This is a genomic window from Roseburia hominis, assembly GCA_040702975.1.
GTDB classification, from domain to species: Bacteria; Bacillota; Clostridia; order Lachnospirales; family Lachnospiraceae; genus Allocoprococcus; species Allocoprococcus hominis_A.
This window is the reverse complement of the sequence record CP159990.1, coordinates 2,818,168-2,838,140: the sequence shown is the minus strand read 5'-3', so window position 1 is coordinate 2,838,140 and position 19,973 is coordinate 2,818,168. Positions and strand designations below refer to the sequence as shown.

Below are 19,973 nucleotides of genomic sequence, written 5' to 3'. Positions count from 1 at the left end.
GATTGGTGAAATGAATAAGGATAGCAAAATATTTATCGCCGGTCGTGGCGGACAGGTCGGATCAGCAATTGAACGCAAGTTCCGGGTAGAGGGTTATGAGAATATCATAGGCCTGCGCTCCCGTGAATTAGACATGCGTGAGCAGGGATTGGTGAGAGATTATTTTGAACAGGAGAAGCCAGAGTATGTAGTGCTTGCCGCTGCAAAGGTCGGTGGTATCATGGCCAATATTCAGAATCCTGCAGAGTTTCTCTATGATAACCTTTGTATCCAGAATAATATCATCGAATGTTCTCGTGTTTATGGGGTAAAGAAACTCCTTTTTCTGGCATCATCTTGTATTTATCCACGTCTTTCACCTCAGCCGATGAAAGAGGAGTACCTTATGGATGGCAAGCTGGAGCCGACTAATGAAGGCTACGCGATTGCGAAGATTGCTGGTCTGAAGATGTGTCAGTATTATAACATACAGTATGGCACAGACTTCATTTCCGTCATGCCCTGTAACATTTATGGATACGGTGATAACTTCAGTCCGACAAGATCCCATGTCGTGGCTGCTCTGATTCGGAAGGTTCATGAGGCTAAGATGAGCGGGGCAAAGTCAATCCCGATGTGGGGAACAGGTGTAGCAAGGCGAGAGTTGATGTTCGTGGATGATTTGGCGGATGCCTGTTTCTATATGCTTAACAACTATTCTGGGAACGAGTTCTTTAATGTAGGAACTGGATTTGATGTAAGCATTAAAGAATTGGTTGAGATGATTATGGATGTAGAAGAATATCATGCTGATCTTGAATTTGATACCAGCAAACCTGATGGGATGCCACAGAAGTTGATGAATGTTTCAAAGCTGGCGAAAGCCGGATGGACTGCGAAAACGAGCCTTCAGGAAGGGCTTGAGAAGACCTACAAATACTTTTTGGATGTGATACTGCCGTCTGAGCAGTAAATATGAACTGCTGTAGAAGGCAGAGAAGGAGAAATACATGAAATATAGTCTTTCTAATGATACTTGGGACGCTAAGGAAATTGATGCTGCTCATAAGGTTATTGATTCTCGTTGCTTTACAATGGGAACTTATGTAAAACAATATGAGAAGGACTTTGCAGAGAAGTTTGGTGCCAAATATGCGGTGATGTCCAATTCTGGCTCATCTGCAAACTTACTGACAATGGCCTCCCTCCTTTATTCTGGCCGTTTGAATCGTGGTGATGAGGTACTGGTAACGGCGGTGTCGTGGAGCACTACATACTTTCCAATTTCCCAGATGGGTTTCAAACTTCGTTTTGTAGATATCAATCTTGGTACGCTTAATGTGGATGTAGATGTTCTTGAAGCAGCAATCACCCCAGCAACCAAGGCTGTGATGTTGGTTAATTTGCTGGGGAATCCGAATGAGTTTGACAGGATTCAGAAGATTTGTGATAAGTACAATCTTATCATGTTAGAGGATAACTGCGAGTCCATGGGAGCAATCTTTAACGGTAAGTACGCTGGCACATATGGCCTTATCGGTTCTTTCTCTACATATTTTTCTCACCATCTCTGCACAATGGAAGGTGGCGTGAATGTCACGGATGATGAAGAACTTTATCATTATATGCTCTCTATTCGATCTCATGGTTGGACGCGCCATTTGCCGGATGCTTCGTCAATTTATAAGAAACTTGGGGATCCTTTCTACGAAAGCTTTAACTTTATAATGCCGGGTTTTAATGTAAGGCCGCTGGAGATTGAGGCCACTACGGGCATTGAGCAGCTGAAGAAACTTGATCTCTTTATCGAGCAACGCAGAGAAAATGCAAAACTGTTCAAGGAGAGAATTGTGGCTGAAACATCGTTCTTTACCCAGCAGGAAGTCGGTGTTGCGTCTTGGTTTGGATTTGCTATCATTCTACCGGAGGAAATCAAGGGAAAGAGGGATGCCTTTACTGACGCGTTAAGGGCAAATGAGATTGAGGTTCGTCCTATTGTTGCAGGTAACTTTGCACGTCAGAGGGCGTTGCAATTCATAGATTATAGCATTAGTGGTGAGTTGAAGAATGCGGACTATATCCATGAAAATGGATTCTTTGTGGGCAATCATTCTATCGAGATGAACGAGAATATCAACTTTCTGATTGATGTGCTGAAATCAGTAAACGTGTAATTTTCCGTATTCACTGGAGGAAGGAATGGAATGAGAAGCAAATTAAATATCATCCTGCTATCTGGCGGGTCTGGGAAGCGCTTGTGGCCACTGAGTAATGATATAAGGAGCAAACAGTTTATCAAGATATTCAAGAAAGCTGATGGACAGTATGAGTCAATGGTACAAAGAGTCTACCGGCAGATTAAGAGTATTGATGCCGATGCCACTGTTATCATTGCTACAAGCCGGACGCAGGTCAGTGCTATTCACAACCAGTTGGGCCAAAATGTAGGTATTTCAGTGGAACCTTGCAGAAGAGACACATTCCCAGCAATTGCCTTGGCAACGGCATTTCTCCACGATGTGCAGGGCATTGGAGAAGATGAAGCTGTAGTGGTTTGCCCGGTTGACCCATATGTGAATGAGGACTACTTTGAGGCGATTCATAAACTTTGGGAACTGGCCCAGGTTGGAACAGCAAATCTGATGCTTATGGGTATCGACCCGACTTATCCAAGCGAAAAATATGGCTATATTATGCCGATTACGCTCGACCAGATAAGTAAAGTGTCCGAATTTAAGGAAAAGCCAGATATAGCAACAGCTCAGAAATACATCGATGCCGGTGGCCTCTGGAATGGAGGGGTATTTGCTTATAAACTGAAGTATGTTCTTGATCGTGCCCATGAGCTCATTGACTTTACTGATTATACAGATCTCTTTGCAAAATATGATACACTGACCAAGATTAGTTTCGACTACGCTATCGTAGAGCACGAGAAAAATGTCGCAGTTCTGCGCTTTAGTGGTGAGTGGAAGGATCTCGGCACATGGAATACGCTGACTGAAGCGATGGAAGAACAAGCTGTTGGTAACGTAAGGTTTAATGAGACCTGCTCCAACGTTAATGCTATTAACGAACTTGCGGTACCAATCTTGGCAATGGGCCTCCATGATGTTGTAATCAGTGCAAGTCCTGAAGGCATACTGGTCTCCGACAAAGAGCAAAGCAGTTTTATAAAACCTTTCGTAGATGCAATCGACCAGCAGATTATGTTCGCCGAAAAAAGCTGGGGCAGTTTTCGCGTGTTAGATGTGGAAGAAAACAGTATGACTATTAAGGTCACGCTGAATCCTGGACATCAGATGAACTACCATAGTCATGACAGACGCGATGAGGTGTGGACGGTTATTAATGGAGACGGGTGTACGATTGTAGATGGAATGGAGCAGATTGTAAAACCCGGAGATGTCATTACAATGGCTGCTGGTTGCAAGCACACAGTTATATCTGGTGAACTAGGGCTACAACTTATTGAAGTTCAGCTCGGTAACGACATATCCGTAGCTGATAAACACAAGTATGAACTATGAGACGATTACCTTTAATGCTGACTCCAGCCTCGAAGGATTACCTTTGGGGAGGGAGTCGGTTAAATGATGATTTTGGAAAAGCAATACCGCGATTACCAGTGGCAGAAACTTGGGAATGCAGTACACATCCAGAGGGCCAATCTCTTGTCAATGGTGTACCACTAGGCGATGTGTTGAAGAGGCATCCAGAATGGCTTGGAACGCATCCACTACAGATTACTGGCGGTAAACCTGAATTGCCAATCCTTATAAAATTAATTGATGCCAAAGCTGAACTGTCCGTTCAAGTTCATCCTGATGATGAGTATGCAGAGAGGATAGAGAATAGTTTAGGCAAGACGGAGATGTGGTATGTTCTTGCTGCAAAACCGGGATCTGAGCTTGTGTATGGATTCAATCAGGATATGGATGCGGACAGTGTTCGCTGTGCGATAGAGAATGGAAGCATCGGACGTTATTTAAATCATGTTCCAGTCCATAAGGACGATTTGTTTTATATCGAATCAGGAACCGTTCATGCTATTGGCGCGGGATGTTTGGTTGCAGAAATTCAGGAGAGTAGCAATATCACTTACCGACTCTTTGATTATAACAGAGTTGGGAAAGATGGACAGAAGAGGCCGTTGCATTTAGACAAGGCACTTGAAGTTATGAAGTTGGAGGCAAGCAACTCTCCGCGTCAACCGATGCGTGTGTTTAAATACAAGAATGGTTGTGCGTCCGAACTGCTGACGCGCTGTAAGTATTTCCAGGTGGAAAGACTATTGTTGAATACAGAGGTCGAGAGAAAATTAGTAGCTTTTCAGACAGAAAGAAACTCTTTTCATGCTTTGCTTTGTGTGGATGGTTGCGGTGTTCTTTTCGGGGAAGGGTTTATGATGAACTTCTTTAAAGGAGACTGCATGTTTGTTCCAGCCGAAAGTATCTCACTTAAGTTGCATGGTAAGGCGCAAATTCTAAATGTGAGTTGTTAATTGGAATGGACTTTGTACTTTTTGTATCAAACCATGTATGCATTTACCGACAAGATTCTGTTCTACGATTTTATTAACAAGCCGTCAATGAAACTACTGGACAATGAGGTTACAGTGGATTCATGATTTGCCCACTTAATGAAGATGCTGTTTAAAGGATAAGAGATAGTCGCAAGAATAGGATTGTATTTCTTTTTCTAAGCGCAAGTAACGTAGGGGGGTATTTTTAAATAAAGGTCAATGGCTTCCTTATATTTTCATTTCTGTACGGGCGTTAAGACTTAAAGGTAACAATGTAGAATATATTGATATGGCTGCTCTAGAACGTGACGATACTCCAAAAGACACTATGACTATTGTTACTTTGACAGAAAGAGGAGCAGTCGTGACAATTACAGTGCCTGATTTAAAGAATATGCAGAGCGTTATCAAGTGAGTGGAAAGTCACAGGTGTCCTTACAAGGAGTATCAGAATGGATAGCATGAAGTTACGAATATAATTACAGGGGACTATTATGGATTATAAGAAAGAGTACAATCGTTGGCTTGACAATGTGGTCGACCATGAGATAATAGAAGAGTTGAAAAGTATGAATGATGCTCAGATCGAGGATGCTTTTTATCAGGATTTGGCATTTGGCACAGGTGGTTTGCGTGGTATCATCGGTGCTGGCACAAATCGTATGAATATTTATACAGTAGCGAAGGCGAGTCAGGGTTTGGCGAATTATCTTGAGGGTGGTAGCGTGGTTATTGGTTATGACAGCCGGATTAAGAGCGAAGTATTCGCCAAGACGGCAGCAGGCGTGTTTGCTGCAAAAGGTATCCAGGTTTATATCTGGCCGGAATTGTTGCCAGTTCCTACAGTGAGTTATGCGGTTAGGAATTTGGGAGCGTCCGCTGGTGTGATGATAACGGCTAGCCACAATCCCAGCAATTACAATGGCTATAAGGTTTATGGATGCGATGGTTGCCAGATTACCACGGAAGCAGCGGCAGAAATATTGACAGAGATTAAGAGACTGGATATCTTCGCTGATGTAAATGTTATTTGTTATGATAGAGCTTTGGAGAATGAAAAGATTAAATATATTGATGATACAGTCCTCACAGGCTTTATATCAGAGGTAAAAGGTCAATCGGTTCTCTTTGGAGAAGAGATTGATAGGAATGTTACTATTGTTTACAGTCCGCTGAACGGAACCGGACTCAAGCCGGTTTCAAGAGTACTTAAAGAAAGTGGTTTTACCAATATTACAATTGTTGAAGAGCAGAGGAATCCTGATGGTAATTTTTCGACCTGCCCATATCCAAACCCTGAAATCCGAGAAGCAATGGAGTTGGGATTGGAGTATTGCAAAAAGACTGGAGCTGATCTACTTATTGCAACTGATCCGGATGCAGACCGGTGCGGTATTGCTATTCGAGACGGAGAAGATTATAGACTCCTGACCGGTAATGAAGTCGGTTTACTTCTCTTGGATTTTATCTGTTCTCAGAGACGGAAACATGGCAAAATGCCTGACCATCCTGTGTTTGTAAAAACTATTGTTACAATGGATTTGGCTGAGAAGATTGCTAAGCATTATGGGGTACAGACGGTCAACGTCCTTACAGGTTTCAAATTTATCGGGGAAGTTATTGGCCGATTGAAAGATGAGAAAAACTATATCTGCGGATTTGAAGAGTCTTATGGTTATCTTACTGGAACATATGTCAGAGATAAAGATGCAGTAAATGCAGCTTTTATGATTTGTGAAATGTTTGCATTTTATCGCACCCATAGTATTTCGCTTCTTCAGAAACTTAATGATATTTATGTTACCTATGGTTACTGCTTTAATACACTCCATTCTTTTGTATTTGAAGGTTCCACAGGAATGCAGAAGATGGCTGAAATTATGTCTGGTTTTCGTAGGAGAGTTGGTATAATCGGTGGGATGAAAGTAGAGAATGCTCTGGATTATAGCGTTGGTATTGATAATCTGCCGAAGGCAGATGTATTAAAGTTTATTCTTGAGAATGGTTCGGTTGTAATACGGCCAAGTGGTACTGAGCCTAAATTGAAGGTTTATATAAGCGTTACTGCTATGAATAGAATAGAGGCAAGAAAGACAGAAAGACTCATTGTCGCAGATATAGAGAGGTACATGTAAAAGAAGATAGCGGCCGTGAATTGAAAAAGTAAATTCAGTATGAAAGACTTAATTCTACGTCTATAAAAAAAGGCATTAAAAGGAACCCTGGAATATTCTCCAACATTCTTGATTTTGTATCCATTTTAAGGTACAATAAATCATAAGCAAGATTCTAAACAGATAACACTCCACAATAACACGCTACTCACCTCAGTATAAATTCACACCACTTTACCACATTAACCCAGCAGGAGGATAACAACATGAATACAATCAACGCACCGCAAATGTCAGTCAGTTTGGATTTTGAGTTTATGGGTACTGCTCTGACTGCCGAATATCGGGTTTCAGACGAGGGCATGACCATCCTTTTCTCGTCGGATGCCATCGAAGCGGCCAAGAGCATCACGCTTTCCGCAATGACTGCTGACTTTAATGAGCTTGTCGAAGAGGAACAGCTCGATGAGGAACAGGTCGTGCAGGCTATCAAAAACGATGTTTGCAGCTCAGCAGACGACGCTGCCAATGGGCTCATCGATTTTTCCAAAATCAAGTTCCGGCTGAAGGGGCTGGAGCTGAAAATCTTTATCGGCAAAGACGGCAAGAAGTCAGTGTCTTACGCAATCACACTGGAGATTATTCTTGACGGTATTCTGCCTGATATTAAGATTATCCGTATCAAATCCTTGAATTTCTGCTTGAAGAACATGGAATAAGGAAATCATTTCATATAATTTCAAGCGAGCTTAACAAGAACGCAACATATGCGATTAACAGCAAAATCTGGAACTAAATTTTAGAGAGGAAAAATGTATGGCTTATCAGGACAAACTATTGCTAAGGACATCGCTCAGCGATATAGGCGACAAAAAGGATCACGGTTCTTACTGCTCGTCGCCAGATATGATTGCCCACGCACTTGTGGATAACCCACAGGAAGAGTTTGGCGGCAATTATGATAAAGATCCAAACCAGAAAATTGACAAATTAAGCAGAACAAACACGATATATATCCGTGTTAAGAGCATGCAGGAAACAGATGAAAGTGTCGAGGGCTATGTCAGGCTTTACCGCGCAGATTGCTCTCTTTTCATGAATACAAATAAATGGAAGAACAATAAGCTATTCACTCCAAAGGGTAAAAGCTATGTCAAGGTAACAACGCAGAAAAATGGCGATATTTCGGTGGGGGACGATGTTCTGGTGGTAGACGGGAGGCAGCCGTATTTTTGCATGGTGGGGATTGTAAATGACTCAGCAGATGAGACGCTGCCGGATGTGTTTCACAGCTACAATGCCTTTATTTCTTGGGTACACAGTGAGCGGTGCGTGGCGGTCCGCAATTTTACATTGGAATTCTCCGGAACCAGTAATGATTATGAAATCCTATATAATTTCAGTAACCCGGAGAGTAAGCCACGGTTAGGGTCTATTTTGATAGAGGCTTCGAATCTCCCGAAAGGAACTATCTATGGTTTGGTGAATGACGCGATGGGTATGAACAAGTCCGCCGTATATGACCCAAATGACGAGAATACAAAGCAGGTTACGGATTCTGCATATCTGCGCGCTTCCTTCGATGGTTATGTGAAAATATATGCGAAAGTCCCTGATGGCACTGTCTGGCCGGCAGATGCGGTTTTAGAAACTTCATTCTGGATCAGTGCAGAGGATGGGGAAGATATGCTGCAATTTGCGCAGCCCGCTGAGAACATCCTCATGAACACATCTTCCCTGATGAAGTGCTGTGAAAGTAACAGTAATTCTGGCAGACTGGTGAGGGTTGGCTCTTGTGTAACGATGTACATATAGAGGAGGGAATGATTTGAATTATACATACCAATATGTCGTGCTTTCGATGGATGGGGAAAAAACGGTGGAAGGCGGTAGCGAAATCGGGATAAAAATGGATGGGTCAGTGCCATTCACGATAGATGGCTGGATCAGGACGAGCGAGTCCTTTGTCAAAAAGCAGATCATTTCCAAAAAGGGCGTTTTCAGCATGGGTGTGGACGGCGAAAAGCTGTTCCTGCATATAGAAGGCTATCCCTCTGTGATGGCGTCTGCCAGCAAGGGTACTGTTGTCGCAGGTGAGTGGACTCATGTTTGCGCTGTTTACAGCAATTCAGCCGTTTTCCTTTATATCAATGGTGTTTCCAATATTTACGCAAGCATCGACGGTTCCGGTCAGGATAACAGTGAACCCTTCCTTTTCGGGGAGGGCCTCTGCGGTCTGGTCAGACAGGTGAGAATCTTTAACTGCGCCTTGGACAGCGATCAGGTAAACCGATACATGATGGTGACAGACCTTTCCAATCAGGACTTTAAAGACAAGCTGGCGGCATATTTTGATTTTTCTCAAGTTCCCGCAGCGGAGCGCATAGGCGGTCTTCCGGTCATAATCCCGGAGGCATCCATGCAGCAGGCCGTTTCTCAGGGGGCACTTTTTCATGGCAACTCTTATCTGACGATCGACCGGGAAAACAATATTAATCCGGCGGGAGGCGGCAATGATTCCTATACGGTACAGGGATGGGTGTTCCTGGAGCCGGACAGAGAAGAGGGGCGTTATACGGTTTTCGCCAACGGTGATGTCAATGACTGGGCGGGTATGTCCCTGTATATAGAAGAGGAAGACGGAAAATATTATGCCAAAGCGGCGAGAGCCAGCGGTACGGGGGAGGATACGATTTTGTCTTCCGTTTCTGAGATAGCAGAAAGACAATGGGTAAATATTGCCGTCACGTACTCGGTCGACACGATGAAGCTGTATGTGAACGGAGAGCTGGATGCAACACTGACAGGACTGTATCCGATCCATATTTTGCTGCCAATCCCGCATCTCAGGATCGGGGCGGAGGTGGTTGAGAACAATCCTAGCGGTCAGAATTGGTTTTCCGGCTGCATCTCCCGGCTTGATATCTGGGAGAGAGGGGTGTCGGCAGAGGAAATAAAGCAATATGCGGAAAAGACCCCGGAGACAGAGGTGGAGGGGCTTCTTGCCAGCTATTCCTTCCATCTGTTGGATGGAGGGAATGCATGTACCTGCAATATTATCGGGGAACGTAACGAGCTGCGGTATGGCGAGGTTTTTGCCGCAGTTTCGAATCAGCAAATCAGTGATATAAGTGAGGCGGTGGAAGCCTGGGAAGAGCCTTTGACGCAGGAACAACTGGAGCAGTTTCGGCAGGAGGCGTTTGGCGGAAAGAATGGAGAGCCAGCCGCTTTTACGGTCACTTCCCACAGGATTGGTGATACAGTCTATTTTGTGGCGCATGACAGAGCTTCTTCCTATACGATGTGCCAGGCGGATGCAAATGATATTGATCCGTTGACACAGTGGTATATAGAGCTTGTGCTGCTTGTCGTGGGCGGCGTCATAAGCATCCTGTTTGGTGTAAGCGTCAGGGGTTCAAGCAGCAGGCTCATGGAAATCCTGCTGCGCTTCTGCCAAAATCCTCAGTTGCGGACCTTATTTGCGGAAGCCATCACCCCGGCAACGATTTTTCAGGTTTTTAAGCTTCTTATGAGCACCGGTGCCCTTGTGGATGTGCTTCGGGCAATTCTGACAGGCTTCGGCTGGTGGAAGGTAGCCTGGATGGTTGCCAAGATGTGCATTCTGGCCGCGGCGTCCTGGGCAGGGAGCTGGGTCTATTATGCCACTGCCATTGGCGTCCTGGCAGCGGAGCTGTTGATGCATTGGAAAAAATACGCGGATATAGTCTGTGACATCGGGCTGTCCAGTGTTCGGTTTCATCATATGCTTCAAGGGGATGCGACTGTTTCTTTGCGAATTAACAAGCGTAATATTGTTCCCGTGCCGGAATGGACCAGCAGCAATAGGAACTGTTCCCATGCCGCTTATCGAATTGATGCATTCAGTGGCGGCCATGGCAATGTAATCGTCCAGGCATCTTTCCAAAGTACGGTAAACGATGCATTCTCCAGGGACATCCGCTGTATTGACAAGAGTAAGGAAAAGCTTTTTGGGAATTCCAATACAGTGAACGTGAATATGTCCGGCGGAAGCTCTGTCCCGTATTATGTCAGCTTTACATTCCCTAACCATAAGCTTGCTTCCTTGGGAGTTGGCGTTTCAGAGGTGGAACTCTGTTGGCAGGAGAAGGACAGAAGCGGGAATTGGAAAGATATTACAGAAACGACCCATACGATTTATAGGATTCTGCATGATCCGTACGCGCCATGGGATTCGTATGCGCCATTGGAGAAGAAAGAACCTTGGGTAAAGGTTCTGGAGTATGCCTGCACATGGGCGAAGGGGGAGACGACAAAGGAAGGCGTCGCTTCTAAGATTGTGACAACGATAAATAAGTCCCTGAAACTCAAATACGATGACAAGGATGGCAAATCTTTTTATACGAAAGTTTATATAAATAAAGGATGGTATTTTCTGCTGACCCGTTTCTTATCACATCTGCAGGGAATGCCTTATTCCGATGTGGTAAATTGCACAGATTGCGCCACAATTTGTGCAACCTTCGCCAATGCGGTTGGATGCAGTCTCAGCGAGAAACGGATGATGGACACGAAAGACGATTTTGGATTTGAATGTAATAAGATTCTTGCAATCGGATCTACAACATGGAAGATACCTTTTAACACTGGTTTTAATTATCATGAGGTCTGCATGATGGAACCGCTGCAGGGAAAGGGTTCGGTTATAGATAATAATGCTTACAAAGTCTATGATGCTTGCCTGATGGTGGACGGGAGCACGAATCCGGATTCGGATAATGGCAGGATATCCCAGCTGCCGTTGGGTATGCAGTTTTCCCTGTTTCCGGACGGGACTCTGCCCTCTGCCATCCCCAGTGGGGAATCCTACCGTGAGCATCTTGCAAAAAACTCCGATGACGGGGTCGGGCGATGCTTGTATGACACAGATTTTAATAATGAACGACTTTTTATTTATAAACAAGTTGAATAGGAGGAGGCATATATGGGTAATAGGGAACAAACTTACGGTTTTTCTTCATGGCCTGCCAAAAGCGCAGTTGTCAAGGGGGATATTCCTGTCAATTGCCGGCTGGATGCACGGCAGGGGCTGCTGCATATGGTGCGTTATGCCATGCCCTATCCAAAGTCGTATGAAGATGTGTATCAGGCGGAAGGAGACAAAGATATCCGTATTTCCGTAAAGGTTATCAACTGTGCTTCTTATACGGAGGCTAAGAAACAGCTCATGCAGGATCTGTTAGCCTGTTCGGCTTATTCTCTGCCCCGTGTCACAGACCAGATTGCGGAAGGAACCTACGATGTGGCCTATTGTGCCGCAGACAATTCTGCAAGAGCGATATCAGCGGTTCGAGGCAATGCGGTGATCCACATACATAACATTGGTATTAGGGATATGGATCTTTCTCCTGTGTACCAGGCTTTTGAGGAGGAGATCCTCTCAAGGACATCTTGACATACGCAAAAACATGTGGAATAATTAACTTGAAAGTAAATAACTTTTATTTCTGATTTAGAGGAGAAACATGTTTGTAGGAAGAGAAAAAGAGCTTGAAAATTTAAATGCAATGTATCTTGACGACCATTTTCAGATGCTTGTACTGTATGGGCGAAGACGCGTTGGAAAAACCACACTGTTAAACGAATTTTGTAAAGATAAGTCATCGATTTTCTATTCTGCTGAGCAAAGTACTAACAAATTGAACCTGGAAAAGTTTTCAGCGTTGGTTTTCGGACATTATGGGGAAACCACATTGGAGCCGTTTTCTTCATGGGAAAATGCTTTGACATATATAGATAATCGCCAACAGGATGAAAGGTTGATTTTAGTCATTGATGAGTTCCCGTACCTTGTAAAAAAGAATCGTGCGCTGTTGTCGGAATTTCAGCATTTGATTGATCACAGACTGCAAAACGGTAAGATGTTCGTCATTTTATGCGGCAGCTATATGGGCTTCATGGAAAAGGAAGTACTTGGCTCAAAGAGTCCTCTTTTCGGTCGGAGAACGGGACAGCTTCATATGAAATCGTTTGATTATCGCACCAGTATGAAATTTTTAGAAGGATTTGATACTGAGGATAAATTGAAGCTGTACGGCGCATTTGGCGGTACAGCACTCTATTTGCAGCAGGTTGTGCCTGATAAAGATTTTGAATACAATATTAAAAATGCCTTTTTGCGAGTGACGGCATATCTGTATGAAGAGCCGCTGTTACTGCTTCGGCAGGAGGTTCAGGAGCCGGGAATCTATAGCGCGATTATTGAAGCGATTGCCGGAGGCGCGTCAAAGTCCAATGAGATTGCCACGAAAATCGGAGAAGAGACAGCGAAATGTCTGAAGTATATCGGAGTGCTGTGCGAGCTTGGGATTTTGTATAAAGAAATCCCGTTCGGAGAGAAGGAAACCTCAAGAAGAACCTTATATGGCATCTCAGACTTCATGTTCCGATTCTGGTACCGTTATGTTTATGCAAATCGTTCTCTTGTGGAGACAGGTGCTGTGGACGCGGTGATGCAAAGGAGAATCGAGCCGAACTACAACGATTACATGGGAATTGTATTTGAAAGAATATGCCGGGAGTATCTTTTGGCTAAAAACGCAGTTGGTGATTTGCCAATTTTGTTTACAGCAATTGGCAGATGGTGGGGAACCAATCCGGTAAGTCATTCACAGGTTGAAATTGACCTAATTGCGAATGACGGTGCGGATTATCTCATTTGCGAGTGCAAATGGCGAAATGAAAAGCTAGATTTGGGCGTGGTAAAAAAGCTGATGGAGAAGGCGGATATATTTTCCAAGAACCGGAATAAGACGTGGTTTGTGCTTTTCTCTAAAGGCGGGTTCACGGACGCGGTTATTGAAGCGGCACAAAAAGATGATAAAATTATTCTTGTAGGGCTTGATGATATCATGGCATTATGTAGTTAAATAACAGAAAAGAATAGGGTGGTATTGTGATGGTGGATGGGAAGGAGTGAACGTATATATGAGAAAAAAGCTTCCAATCGGGATTGAGAATTTTGAAGAGTTTTCGCAAGAGAGCTTTTATTACGTAGATAAGACCATGCTGATTGCGCAGCTTCTCCGTAATTGGGGCAAAGTAAATCTGTTTACTCGTCCCAGGCGATTTGGAAAATCCCTGAATATGAGTATGCTGAAGACTTTTTTTGAATTTGGTACGGACAAGAAGCTGTTTGATGGGTTGAAGATATCGCAGGAAAAGGAAATATGTGAGGCATACATGGGAAAATTCCCGGTGGTGTCCATTACGCTTAAGAATGTGGAGGGACTAAGTTATCAGGCCGCAAGTGATGGATTGCGTTATGTGATTGGCATGGAAGCGTCAAGGTTTTCATTTTTGGAGGAGAGTAGTAAACTGACGGAAGATGATAAAAATAGATATCGCTCATTGGTCAATGTTGGCAAGGATGGTTTTTTTACCATGAATGAAGCGAACCTTTTGACGAGCCTTAAGACTTTGTCGCAGCTTCTTTTCAAACATTATGACAGCAAGGTAATCCTTTTGATTGATGAATATGATGTACCGCTTGATAAGGCATTCCAGTCAGGATATTATGAAGAAATGGTCAGTTTAATTCGTAATCTGTTCAGTAGCGCTTTGAAGACGAATGAATATTTATATTTTGCAGTTCTGACGGGGTGTCTTCGGATTTCTAAGGAAAGTATATTTACGGGGTTGAATAATCTGAAAACACATACGATTACAGACAGCAGATATGACGAATTCTTTGGTTTTACGGATGCGGAGGTCAGGGAGATGTTGAAGTCCTATGGTCTGGCAGCGCATGCGGATGTGATACGGGAATGGTATGACGGATATCATTTTGGTAATGTATCGGTATATTGTCCATGGGATGTGATAAATTATTGCGACGTGCTGCTGGACTTGCCTACTGCAAAACCGGAGAATTACTGGGCAAATACCAGTGGAAATGTTATGGTGCGGCGTTTTATCGGAAAAGCAAACCGGCAGACCAAAGGGGAGATAGAACGCCTGATTGCCGGTGAAAGTATTGTGAAGTCAGTGAATCAGGAGTTGACGTATAGTGAATTAGAGCAATCTATAGAGAATCTTTGGAGCGTACTGTTTACCACGGGGTATTTAACGCAGAGGGGGCAGAGTTCGGGGGGAAATTTGAACTTATGATTCCCAATCGAGAGATTCAGGAGCTATTTGTGAAGCAGATTCAGGAATGGTTTAAAGAAGAGACCAGGACTGATACAAAGAAGCTGGAGCAACTCTGCGAGGCGTTTCCGAGTGGTGATGCAGCGATAATAGAAACATTGTTGAAAGAGTATTTGTGGAATACCATTAGTATCCGTGATACTGCCGTAAGGAGAGATAGAAAAGAGAGTTTCTATCATGGTATGCTGCTTGGGCTTTTGCAGTATGAGGATAATTGGGATGTAGAGTCTAACGTAGAATCGGGAGAGGGATACAGTGATATTTTGATCAGAACGCAGGAAGATATCGGCGTGGTGATTGAGATTAAGTATGCAGAGGATGGTAATTTGAAAAAAGGTTGTTCGGATGCGCTTAGGCAGATTGAAGAAAAGAGATATGATGCCGCTCTCCGAAAAGATGGCATAGAAAAAATTGTCAAATATGGAATTGCTTTTTATAAAAAGAGATGTAGGGTAGTGCTGGAAAAGTGAAAGGCATGAATATAGATAATAATAAGGCAGTTCACAAAATGCGGGCGGAAGAGTAAAGAGAAAAGAATGATTTCAAGAATAAAATTCAATAGTATGTCTTTGAAAGCATCAGTTAGAAATAGCTGGTGCTTTTTGCTTCGTAATGTGTTAAGATAAGAAGAGGCTAAGGGCAGACGCGCCCCGATTTTCACAGGCGTACCGGCCCCGGCAATTCATTGGTAAGGAGAGGAGAAACAGGTCAATATGAAGTTTTCAGAAATGGTGTATGAGCGCCCGGATCTGGAGGCGCTGAAAGAACAGCTTACGAGTCTTACAAAGAGACTGAAGGAAGCGAAGGATTATGAGAGTGCGAAAGCGGTTTTTCTGGAAAAGGAGACGCTGGAGAAGCACATCAGCACGTTAGGGACACTGGCTGAGGTGCGACATACGATCGATACCCGGGATACATTTTATGATGAAGAGATGAGATTCTGGGACACATCGAATCCGGTGCTGGCAGAGTATAGTCAGGCATGGACGAAGGCGATGCTGGAAAGTCCGTTCCGCCCGGATTTCGAGAAAGAATACGGTAATTTGATGTTCGTGGGTGCGGAGATGGAACTGAAAACATTTTCACCGGAGATTATTCCGGATCTCCAGAAGGAGAATGAGCTGAAAACGGCTTATGAGAAGCTCCTGGCGTCCGCGCAGATTCCGTTTGAGGGAAAGGTTTATACGCTTTCTCAGATTACGCCGCTTAAGAATGATGCGGACGATGCGCGTCGTCTGGCAGCATGGAAGGCGGAGGGACAGTGGTATAAGGACAATCAGGCTGAGTTTGACGATCTTTATGACAAGCTGGTTCATGTGCGCGACGAGATTGGAAGAAAATTAGGATATGACGGATATACGGAGCTGGGGTACTATCGTATGCAGCGGAATTGTTATACGAAAGAGGACGTGGAGAAGTTCCGTAAGGCTGTTGTGAAATATATGGTTCCGGTAGCGGATAAGATTTGCAGGGAGCAGGCGAAACGTCTGGGTACGGAGTATCCGATGAGTTTTGCGGATAATGCTCTGGAGTTCCGTTCCGGTAATCCGAAACCGTTCGGTACGCCGGATGAGATCCTGGAGCAGGGAAGGAAATTTTATGACGAGCTGTCGCCACAGACCAGCGAGTTCTTCCGTACGATGCTGGATAATGAGCTTCTGGACGTGCTTTCTACCGAAGGAAAGGCAGGCGGCGGATACTGTACCAGTATTTCAGATTATGAGGTGCCGTTTATTTTCGCGAACTTTAATGGGACAAAGCATGATGTAGAGGTTATTACGCATGAGGCAGGACATGCGTTTGCGATGTGGACGAACCGGAAGCGGGTGCCGATGTCTTATGTGTGGCCGAGTCTTGAGGCGTGTGAAGTACATTCTATGTCTATGGAATTCTTTGCATGGCCCTGGGCGGAAGGATTTTTCGGAGAAGATACCCGGAAATTCTACTACAGCCATTTAGCTGGCGCGCTGACCTTTATTCCGTATGGAACTATGGTGGATCATTTCCAGCATATCGTATTTGAAAAACCGGATATGACTCCGAAGGAGCGTCATGGCGTTTGGAAAGAGCTTCTTGGCGTGTATATGCCGTGGCTTAAGCTGGACGGCGACATTCCGTTCTACAGCGAGGGAGAAGGCTGGCAGAGACAGCACCATATTTATTCTTCACCGTTCTATTATATTGATTACTGTCTGGCGCAGACGGTGGCGCTTCAGTTCTGGGCTCGGATTCAGAAGGACCCGAAGGAAGCTTGGAAGCACTATATGGCATACACCAAGCAGGGCGGAAGCCGGGTATTTACCGAGCTTTTGAAGCATGCAGATCTGGACAGCCCGTTTGAAGAAAGCTGCTTGAAGGGTGTATGTGAGGCGGCTGATAAATGGCTTGGCGAATTTGATATGGACGGGATTTGCTAATTGGTTGCCGTAAGAAATGACTAAATAATAAGAAGTATGAGGCTATTTGCATAAAACAATGTGTTTTGTGCGATAGCCTCATTTTGTTGCCAGGCATACCTAAGTGAACAGTCAGTGGACGTTCATCTCGGTTATGTGTCAAGCAGAACTGGTGTAATGTGGGAACGGACAGAGGTTTATTTTTCCTCCAAGCCAAACATGGTCTTGCAGATATATTTCCCCGTCTCCGTTTTGAAAATATTATGGTAAGTATTCAGGATCGTCTCCTCCGTCGCCTGATTCTCATGCAGATTTACAAGAAAGTCTGCTTCCACGAGAATCTGATAATCGATTCCTTCAATATGAGAGTAAGTATGATGATGGCCGACCAGATAAGAAACGCGGGAAATAACGTCCTGCGGGCAGCCAAGTTTTGTAAGCATTTCTTCGGCTACGGGCGGGCCTTCCAGCTCCTGAAGATTTCCGGCACCGGAGGCGTATTTTTCCATAGCCGGTTTGATGCCGATGTCGTGGACGATAGAGGCAATTTCTAAGGTGGATTGTACGTCCTCCTCTAAGTGCTCGCCCTTCCCAATCAGCTCGGCAAAGCTGTGGACCTTGAGAAAATGCTGGATCCGGCCGGGGGCTCCTGTTTCGTATTGAATCATTTCCCGGATTAATTGTTGTTTCAATTCCATATGAAAACTCCTTTCTGACAGGCACATAAAATGTTCCGCAATTCATGGGTCTTATGGAGATAGTTTATCCTAAATTGGTACATATGTCAAAAACGAAATTTTACTTTGGATTTTTATAGAGTTTTGTAAGGCATACCCAAAGGGCATCCCGTATGGCCATTCGGCCGTTTCATAAGGTATAGGATTTCTACTGAGCCGTATATTTTGAGAAAAATTGTGGAAAATAGATTGGTGAATACTGGAATAAAAACAGGAGGCGAACAGATATGGAACAGGGAACAAAATTTTACAAATGTGAAGAGTGCGGCAGCGTTGTAGAACTTTTGGAGGGGGAGAGTGCGCCGCTTGAGAGCTGCGGAGGCAAATTAAAAGAGATGAAAGCCAACACCAGTGAGGGAGCCGGGGAGAAGCACATTCCGGAGGTAGAGGTGAAGGGGAATATGGCGATCGTGAAAGTGGGGAGTGTCCTGCACCCGATGACGGAGGAACACAATATCGGCTGGGTGGCGCTCTACACCAACGAGGGCGTGTACCGGAAAAAGCTGGAGCCGGGCAAAGATCCGGTGGTGAAATTCCTTCTTTCAGAAGGCGAGAAAGTATCGGCGGTGTATGCTTACTGTAATCAGCACGGATTATGGAAGAAATAAGTGGAAAGCAGAAATATGAAGCCTATTGACAAAAGTATGAAATCGTACCAAGCTAAAATGGTACGATTTCATACTTTTGGAGGTTTTAGATGGAGAAAAATTATTTGACAAATTACATCGAATCAATTATTTGATGGCTGAGACAGATGCACTTTACCATCAGGCGTCTCTAAAGCTTGGCATATCTGACAGCGCGATGCGGGTGCTGTATGCGATTTACGATAGTGGAGAGAGCTGTTCACCGAGCAGTATTTATAAAGCATCCGGAGTGAGTAAACAGACGATCAACTCAGTGGTCCGCAAGTTGGAAAAATATGCGGATTCTCTTCGGAAGCAGGTGGAAAAGTTATGAAAATTCAGTTATCAGATCGTGACGGTCAATCTGAATCTTTTTCGGCGCAGAGGGGAAATTGCTGGACGACTGTGTTGGCTATGCGCGGATCAGCCTTGCGGTGCTGCTGTTTTATATTTTGCAGCTGCTAAAATATGCCAGACTCCTTGATTTGACCGGCTATTTGGTGTAAAATGTGACAAGATTGTAGGAAAGGCAACCATTGCCTATTTGTTAGAAAATGTATAGTTAGGGAGTTACGAATGAAGATTGGTATTTTTGATTCGGGAATCGGCGGCTTGTCCGTATTGCATCTGGCAAGGAAGATGATGCCCCATGCCGAGTTTGTGTATTATGCAGATGAAAAGCATGTGCCTTACGGCGAAAAAACGGTGGAAGCGATTCGGGGATTTGTGGAGGAGATCCTGTATTTTTTGATTGAACAGAAGGTCGACGCGATCGTGATTGCTTGTAATACGGCGACCAGCGTGGCAAATAAAGAGTTCAGGGAAAAGTTCCCGGTTCCAATCGTGGGAATGGAGCCTGCGGTCAAGATGGCGGTGGAGCATCAGCATGAAAAAGGTAAACGGATTCTCGTGGCGGCAACTCCGGTGACCATCGCAGGGGACAAGCTTCATCTTTTACTGGAGCGGGTAGACAAGAATCATGAGGCGGATCTGGTATCGCTGCCGAAGCTGGTGCGGTTTGCGGAAAAAGGCGATTTTGAGACAAGCGAGATTGACGCGTATTTGCAGGCGGAGTTGAGACGATTTGATCTTGCACAGTATGAAGCGGTCGTGCTGGGCTGTACGCATTTTAATTATTTTAAAGAAAATTTCAGGAGAGTCTTTCCGGTCACGGTGCATTTTGTTGATGGAAATGAGGGGACAATCCGGCAGCTTATGCGTGTTCTGGGGCAGGTGGATGCACAGGAAGAAGAGGCGCGCGTTAGGAAAATCACATATTATTTTTCCGGTATTCCGGTAACGGAAGCGGAAAGGAAGAAAGTGGAGGAGTATCTGCATCAGTTGGATAAAATGGCGGAGATATCATGAAAAAGGAACGCTTGGGTGAAGTTAAGGAGCGCTTTACCCAA

General features: G+C 44.4%; 15 protein-coding genes and 1 pseudogene. 15 read left to right on the top strand and 1 reads right to left on the bottom strand.

Annotated features, from left to right (window positions below):
* The first annotated feature begins 10 nt into the window (after positions 1 to 10).
* From ABXS75_13110 to ABXS75_13055, 12 genes and pseudogenes are all read left to right on the top strand, one after another.
* Positions 11 to 952 (top strand): GDP-L-fucose synthase, encoded by a 942-nt coding sequence (locus ABXS75_13110; protein XCP84007.1) that lies wholly within the window; start codon positions 11 to 13, stop codon positions 950 to 952.
* 37 nt (positions 953 to 989) lie between these two features.
* Entirely contained in the window at positions 990 to 2,153 is a 1,164-nt protein-coding gene (locus ABXS75_13105) for a DegT/DnrJ/EryC1/StrS family aminotransferase (protein XCP84006.1), read from the top strand.
* A 30-nt stretch (positions 2,154 to 2,183) separates the two neighbouring features.
* Complete coding sequence (locus ABXS75_13100; GenBank protein XCP84005.1) at positions 2,184 to 3,509, top strand: sugar phosphate nucleotidyltransferase; 1,326 nt, start codon at positions 2,184 to 2,186, stop codon at positions 3,507 to 3,509.
* Positions 3,506 to 4,483, top strand: a complete 978-nt coding sequence (locus ABXS75_13095) for a type I phosphomannose isomerase catalytic subunit (protein XCP84004.1) — start codon at positions 3,506 to 3,508, stop codon at positions 4,481 to 4,483. The genes ABXS75_13100 and ABXS75_13095 overlap by 4 nt, the downstream gene beginning before the upstream one ends.
* Positions 4,484 to 4,998: 515 nt before the next feature.
* Entirely contained in the window at positions 4,999 to 6,639 is a 1,641-nt protein-coding gene (locus ABXS75_13090; protein XCP84003.1) for a phospho-sugar mutase, read from the top strand.
* Between the two features lie 245 nt (positions 6,640 to 6,884).
* The gene (locus ABXS75_13085) at positions 6,885 to 7,337 is read left to right on the top strand and encodes a hypothetical protein (GenBank protein ID XCP84002.1); all 453 of its coding nucleotides are present in this window, start codon (positions 6,885 to 6,887) and stop codon (positions 7,335 to 7,337) included.
* Positions 7,338 to 7,434: 97 nt separating this feature from the next.
* Complete coding sequence (locus tag ABXS75_13080; GenBank protein ID XCP84001.1) at positions 7,435 to 8,433, top strand: hypothetical protein; 999 nt, start codon at positions 7,435 to 7,437, stop codon at positions 8,431 to 8,433.
* Positions 8,434 to 8,446: 13 nt separating this feature from the next.
* Complete coding sequence (locus tag ABXS75_13075; protein ID XCP84000.1) at positions 8,447 to 11,569, top strand: LamG domain-containing protein; 3,123 nt, start codon at positions 8,447 to 8,449, stop codon at positions 11,567 to 11,569.
* Between the two features lie 12 nt (positions 11,570 to 11,581).
* Positions 11,582 to 12,052, top strand: coding sequence for a hypothetical protein (locus ABXS75_13070; protein XCP83999.1), 471 nt, complete (start codon positions 11,582 to 11,584; stop codon positions 12,050 to 12,052).
* A 70-nt stretch (positions 12,053 to 12,122) separates the two neighbouring features.
* Positions 12,123 to 13,526 carry an ATP-binding protein gene (locus tag ABXS75_13065; protein XCP83998.1) on the top strand — a complete coding sequence of 468 codons (1,404 nt, stop codon included), beginning with the start codon at positions 12,123 to 12,125 and terminating at the stop codon, positions 13,524 to 13,526.
* A 58-nt stretch (positions 13,527 to 13,584) separates the two neighbouring features.
* A pseudogene (locus tag ABXS75_13060) lies at positions 13,585 to 15,275 on the top strand (AAA family ATPase).
* 243 nt (positions 15,276 to 15,518) lie between these two features.
* Positions 15,519 to 17,222 (top strand): M3 family oligoendopeptidase, encoded by a 1,704-nt coding sequence (locus tag ABXS75_13055; GenBank protein XCP83997.1) that lies wholly within the window; start codon positions 15,519 to 15,521, stop codon positions 17,220 to 17,222.
* A gap of 176 nt (positions 17,223 to 17,398) precedes the next feature.
* Here the strand turns inward: ABXS75_13055 and ABXS75_13050 are convergent, their stop codons facing one another.
* Positions 17,399 to 17,899 (bottom strand): HD domain-containing protein, encoded by a 501-nt coding sequence (locus ABXS75_13050; GenBank protein ID XCP83996.1) that lies wholly within the window; start codon positions 17,897 to 17,899, stop codon positions 17,399 to 17,401.
* Positions 17,900 to 18,165: 266 nt separating this feature from the next.
* Here ABXS75_13050 and ABXS75_13045 point away from each other — a divergent pair, with 266 nt between their 5' ends.
* From ABXS75_13045 to murI, 3 genes are all read left to right on the top strand, one after another.
* Positions 18,166 to 18,546 (top strand): desulfoferrodoxin family protein, encoded by a 381-nt coding sequence (locus ABXS75_13045; GenBank protein ID XCP83995.1) that lies wholly within the window; start codon positions 18,166 to 18,168, stop codon positions 18,544 to 18,546.
* Between the two features lie 76 nt (positions 18,547 to 18,622).
* On the top strand, positions 18,623 to 18,898 hold the full coding sequence (locus ABXS75_13040) for a helix-turn-helix domain-containing protein (protein ID XCP83994.1): 276 nt from the start codon (positions 18,623 to 18,625) through the stop codon (positions 18,896 to 18,898).
* A 242-nt stretch (positions 18,899 to 19,140) separates the two neighbouring features.
* Complete coding sequence (gene murI / locus ABXS75_13035; GenBank protein XCP83993.1) at positions 19,141 to 19,932, top strand: glutamate racemase; 792 nt, start codon at positions 19,141 to 19,143, stop codon at positions 19,930 to 19,932.
* Positions 19,933 to 19,973: the final 41 nt, after the last annotated feature.

Bases quoted from the DNA above. Each gene is read 5' to 3' on its own strand.
- ABXS75_13050 (XCP83996.1), bottom strand. From the start codon at position 17,899: ATGGAATTGAAACAACAATTAATCCGGGAAATGATTCAATACGAAACA.
- ABXS75_13090 (XCP84003.1), top strand. From the start codon at position 4,999: ATGGATTATAAGAAAGAGTACAATCGTTGGCTTGACAATGTGGTCGAC.
- ABXS75_13070 (XCP83999.1), top strand. From the start codon at position 11,582: ATGGGTAATAGGGAACAAACTTACGGTTTTTCTTCATGGCCTGCCAAA.
- ABXS75_13045 (XCP83995.1), top strand. From the start codon at position 18,166: ATGGAACAGGGAACAAAATTTTACAAATGTGAAGAGTGCGGCAGCGTT.
- ABXS75_13065 (XCP83998.1), top strand. From the start codon at position 12,123: ATGTTTGTAGGAAGAGAAAAAGAGCTTGAAAATTTAAATGCAATGTAT.
- ABXS75_13080 (XCP84001.1), top strand. From the start codon at position 7,435: ATGGCTTATCAGGACAAACTATTGCTAAGGACATCGCTCAGCGATATA.
- ABXS75_13110 (XCP84007.1), top strand. From the start codon at position 11: ATGAATAAGGATAGCAAAATATTTATCGCCGGTCGTGGCGGACAGGTC.
- murI (XCP83993.1), top strand. From the start codon at position 19,141: ATGAAGATTGGTATTTTTGATTCGGGAATCGGCGGCTTGTCCGTATTG.
- ABXS75_13105 (XCP84006.1), top strand. From the start codon at position 990: ATGAAATATAGTCTTTCTAATGATACTTGGGACGCTAAGGAAATTGAT.
- ABXS75_13100 (XCP84005.1), top strand. From the start codon at position 2,184: ATGAGAAGCAAATTAAATATCATCCTGCTATCTGGCGGGTCTGGGAAG.
- ABXS75_13085 (XCP84002.1), top strand. From the start codon at position 6,885: ATGAATACAATCAACGCACCGCAAATGTCAGTCAGTTTGGATTTTGAG.
- ABXS75_13055 (XCP83997.1), top strand. From the start codon at position 15,519: ATGAAGTTTTCAGAAATGGTGTATGAGCGCCCGGATCTGGAGGCGCTG.
- ABXS75_13095 (XCP84004.1), top strand. From the start codon at position 3,506: ATGAGACGATTACCTTTAATGCTGACTCCAGCCTCGAAGGATTACCTT.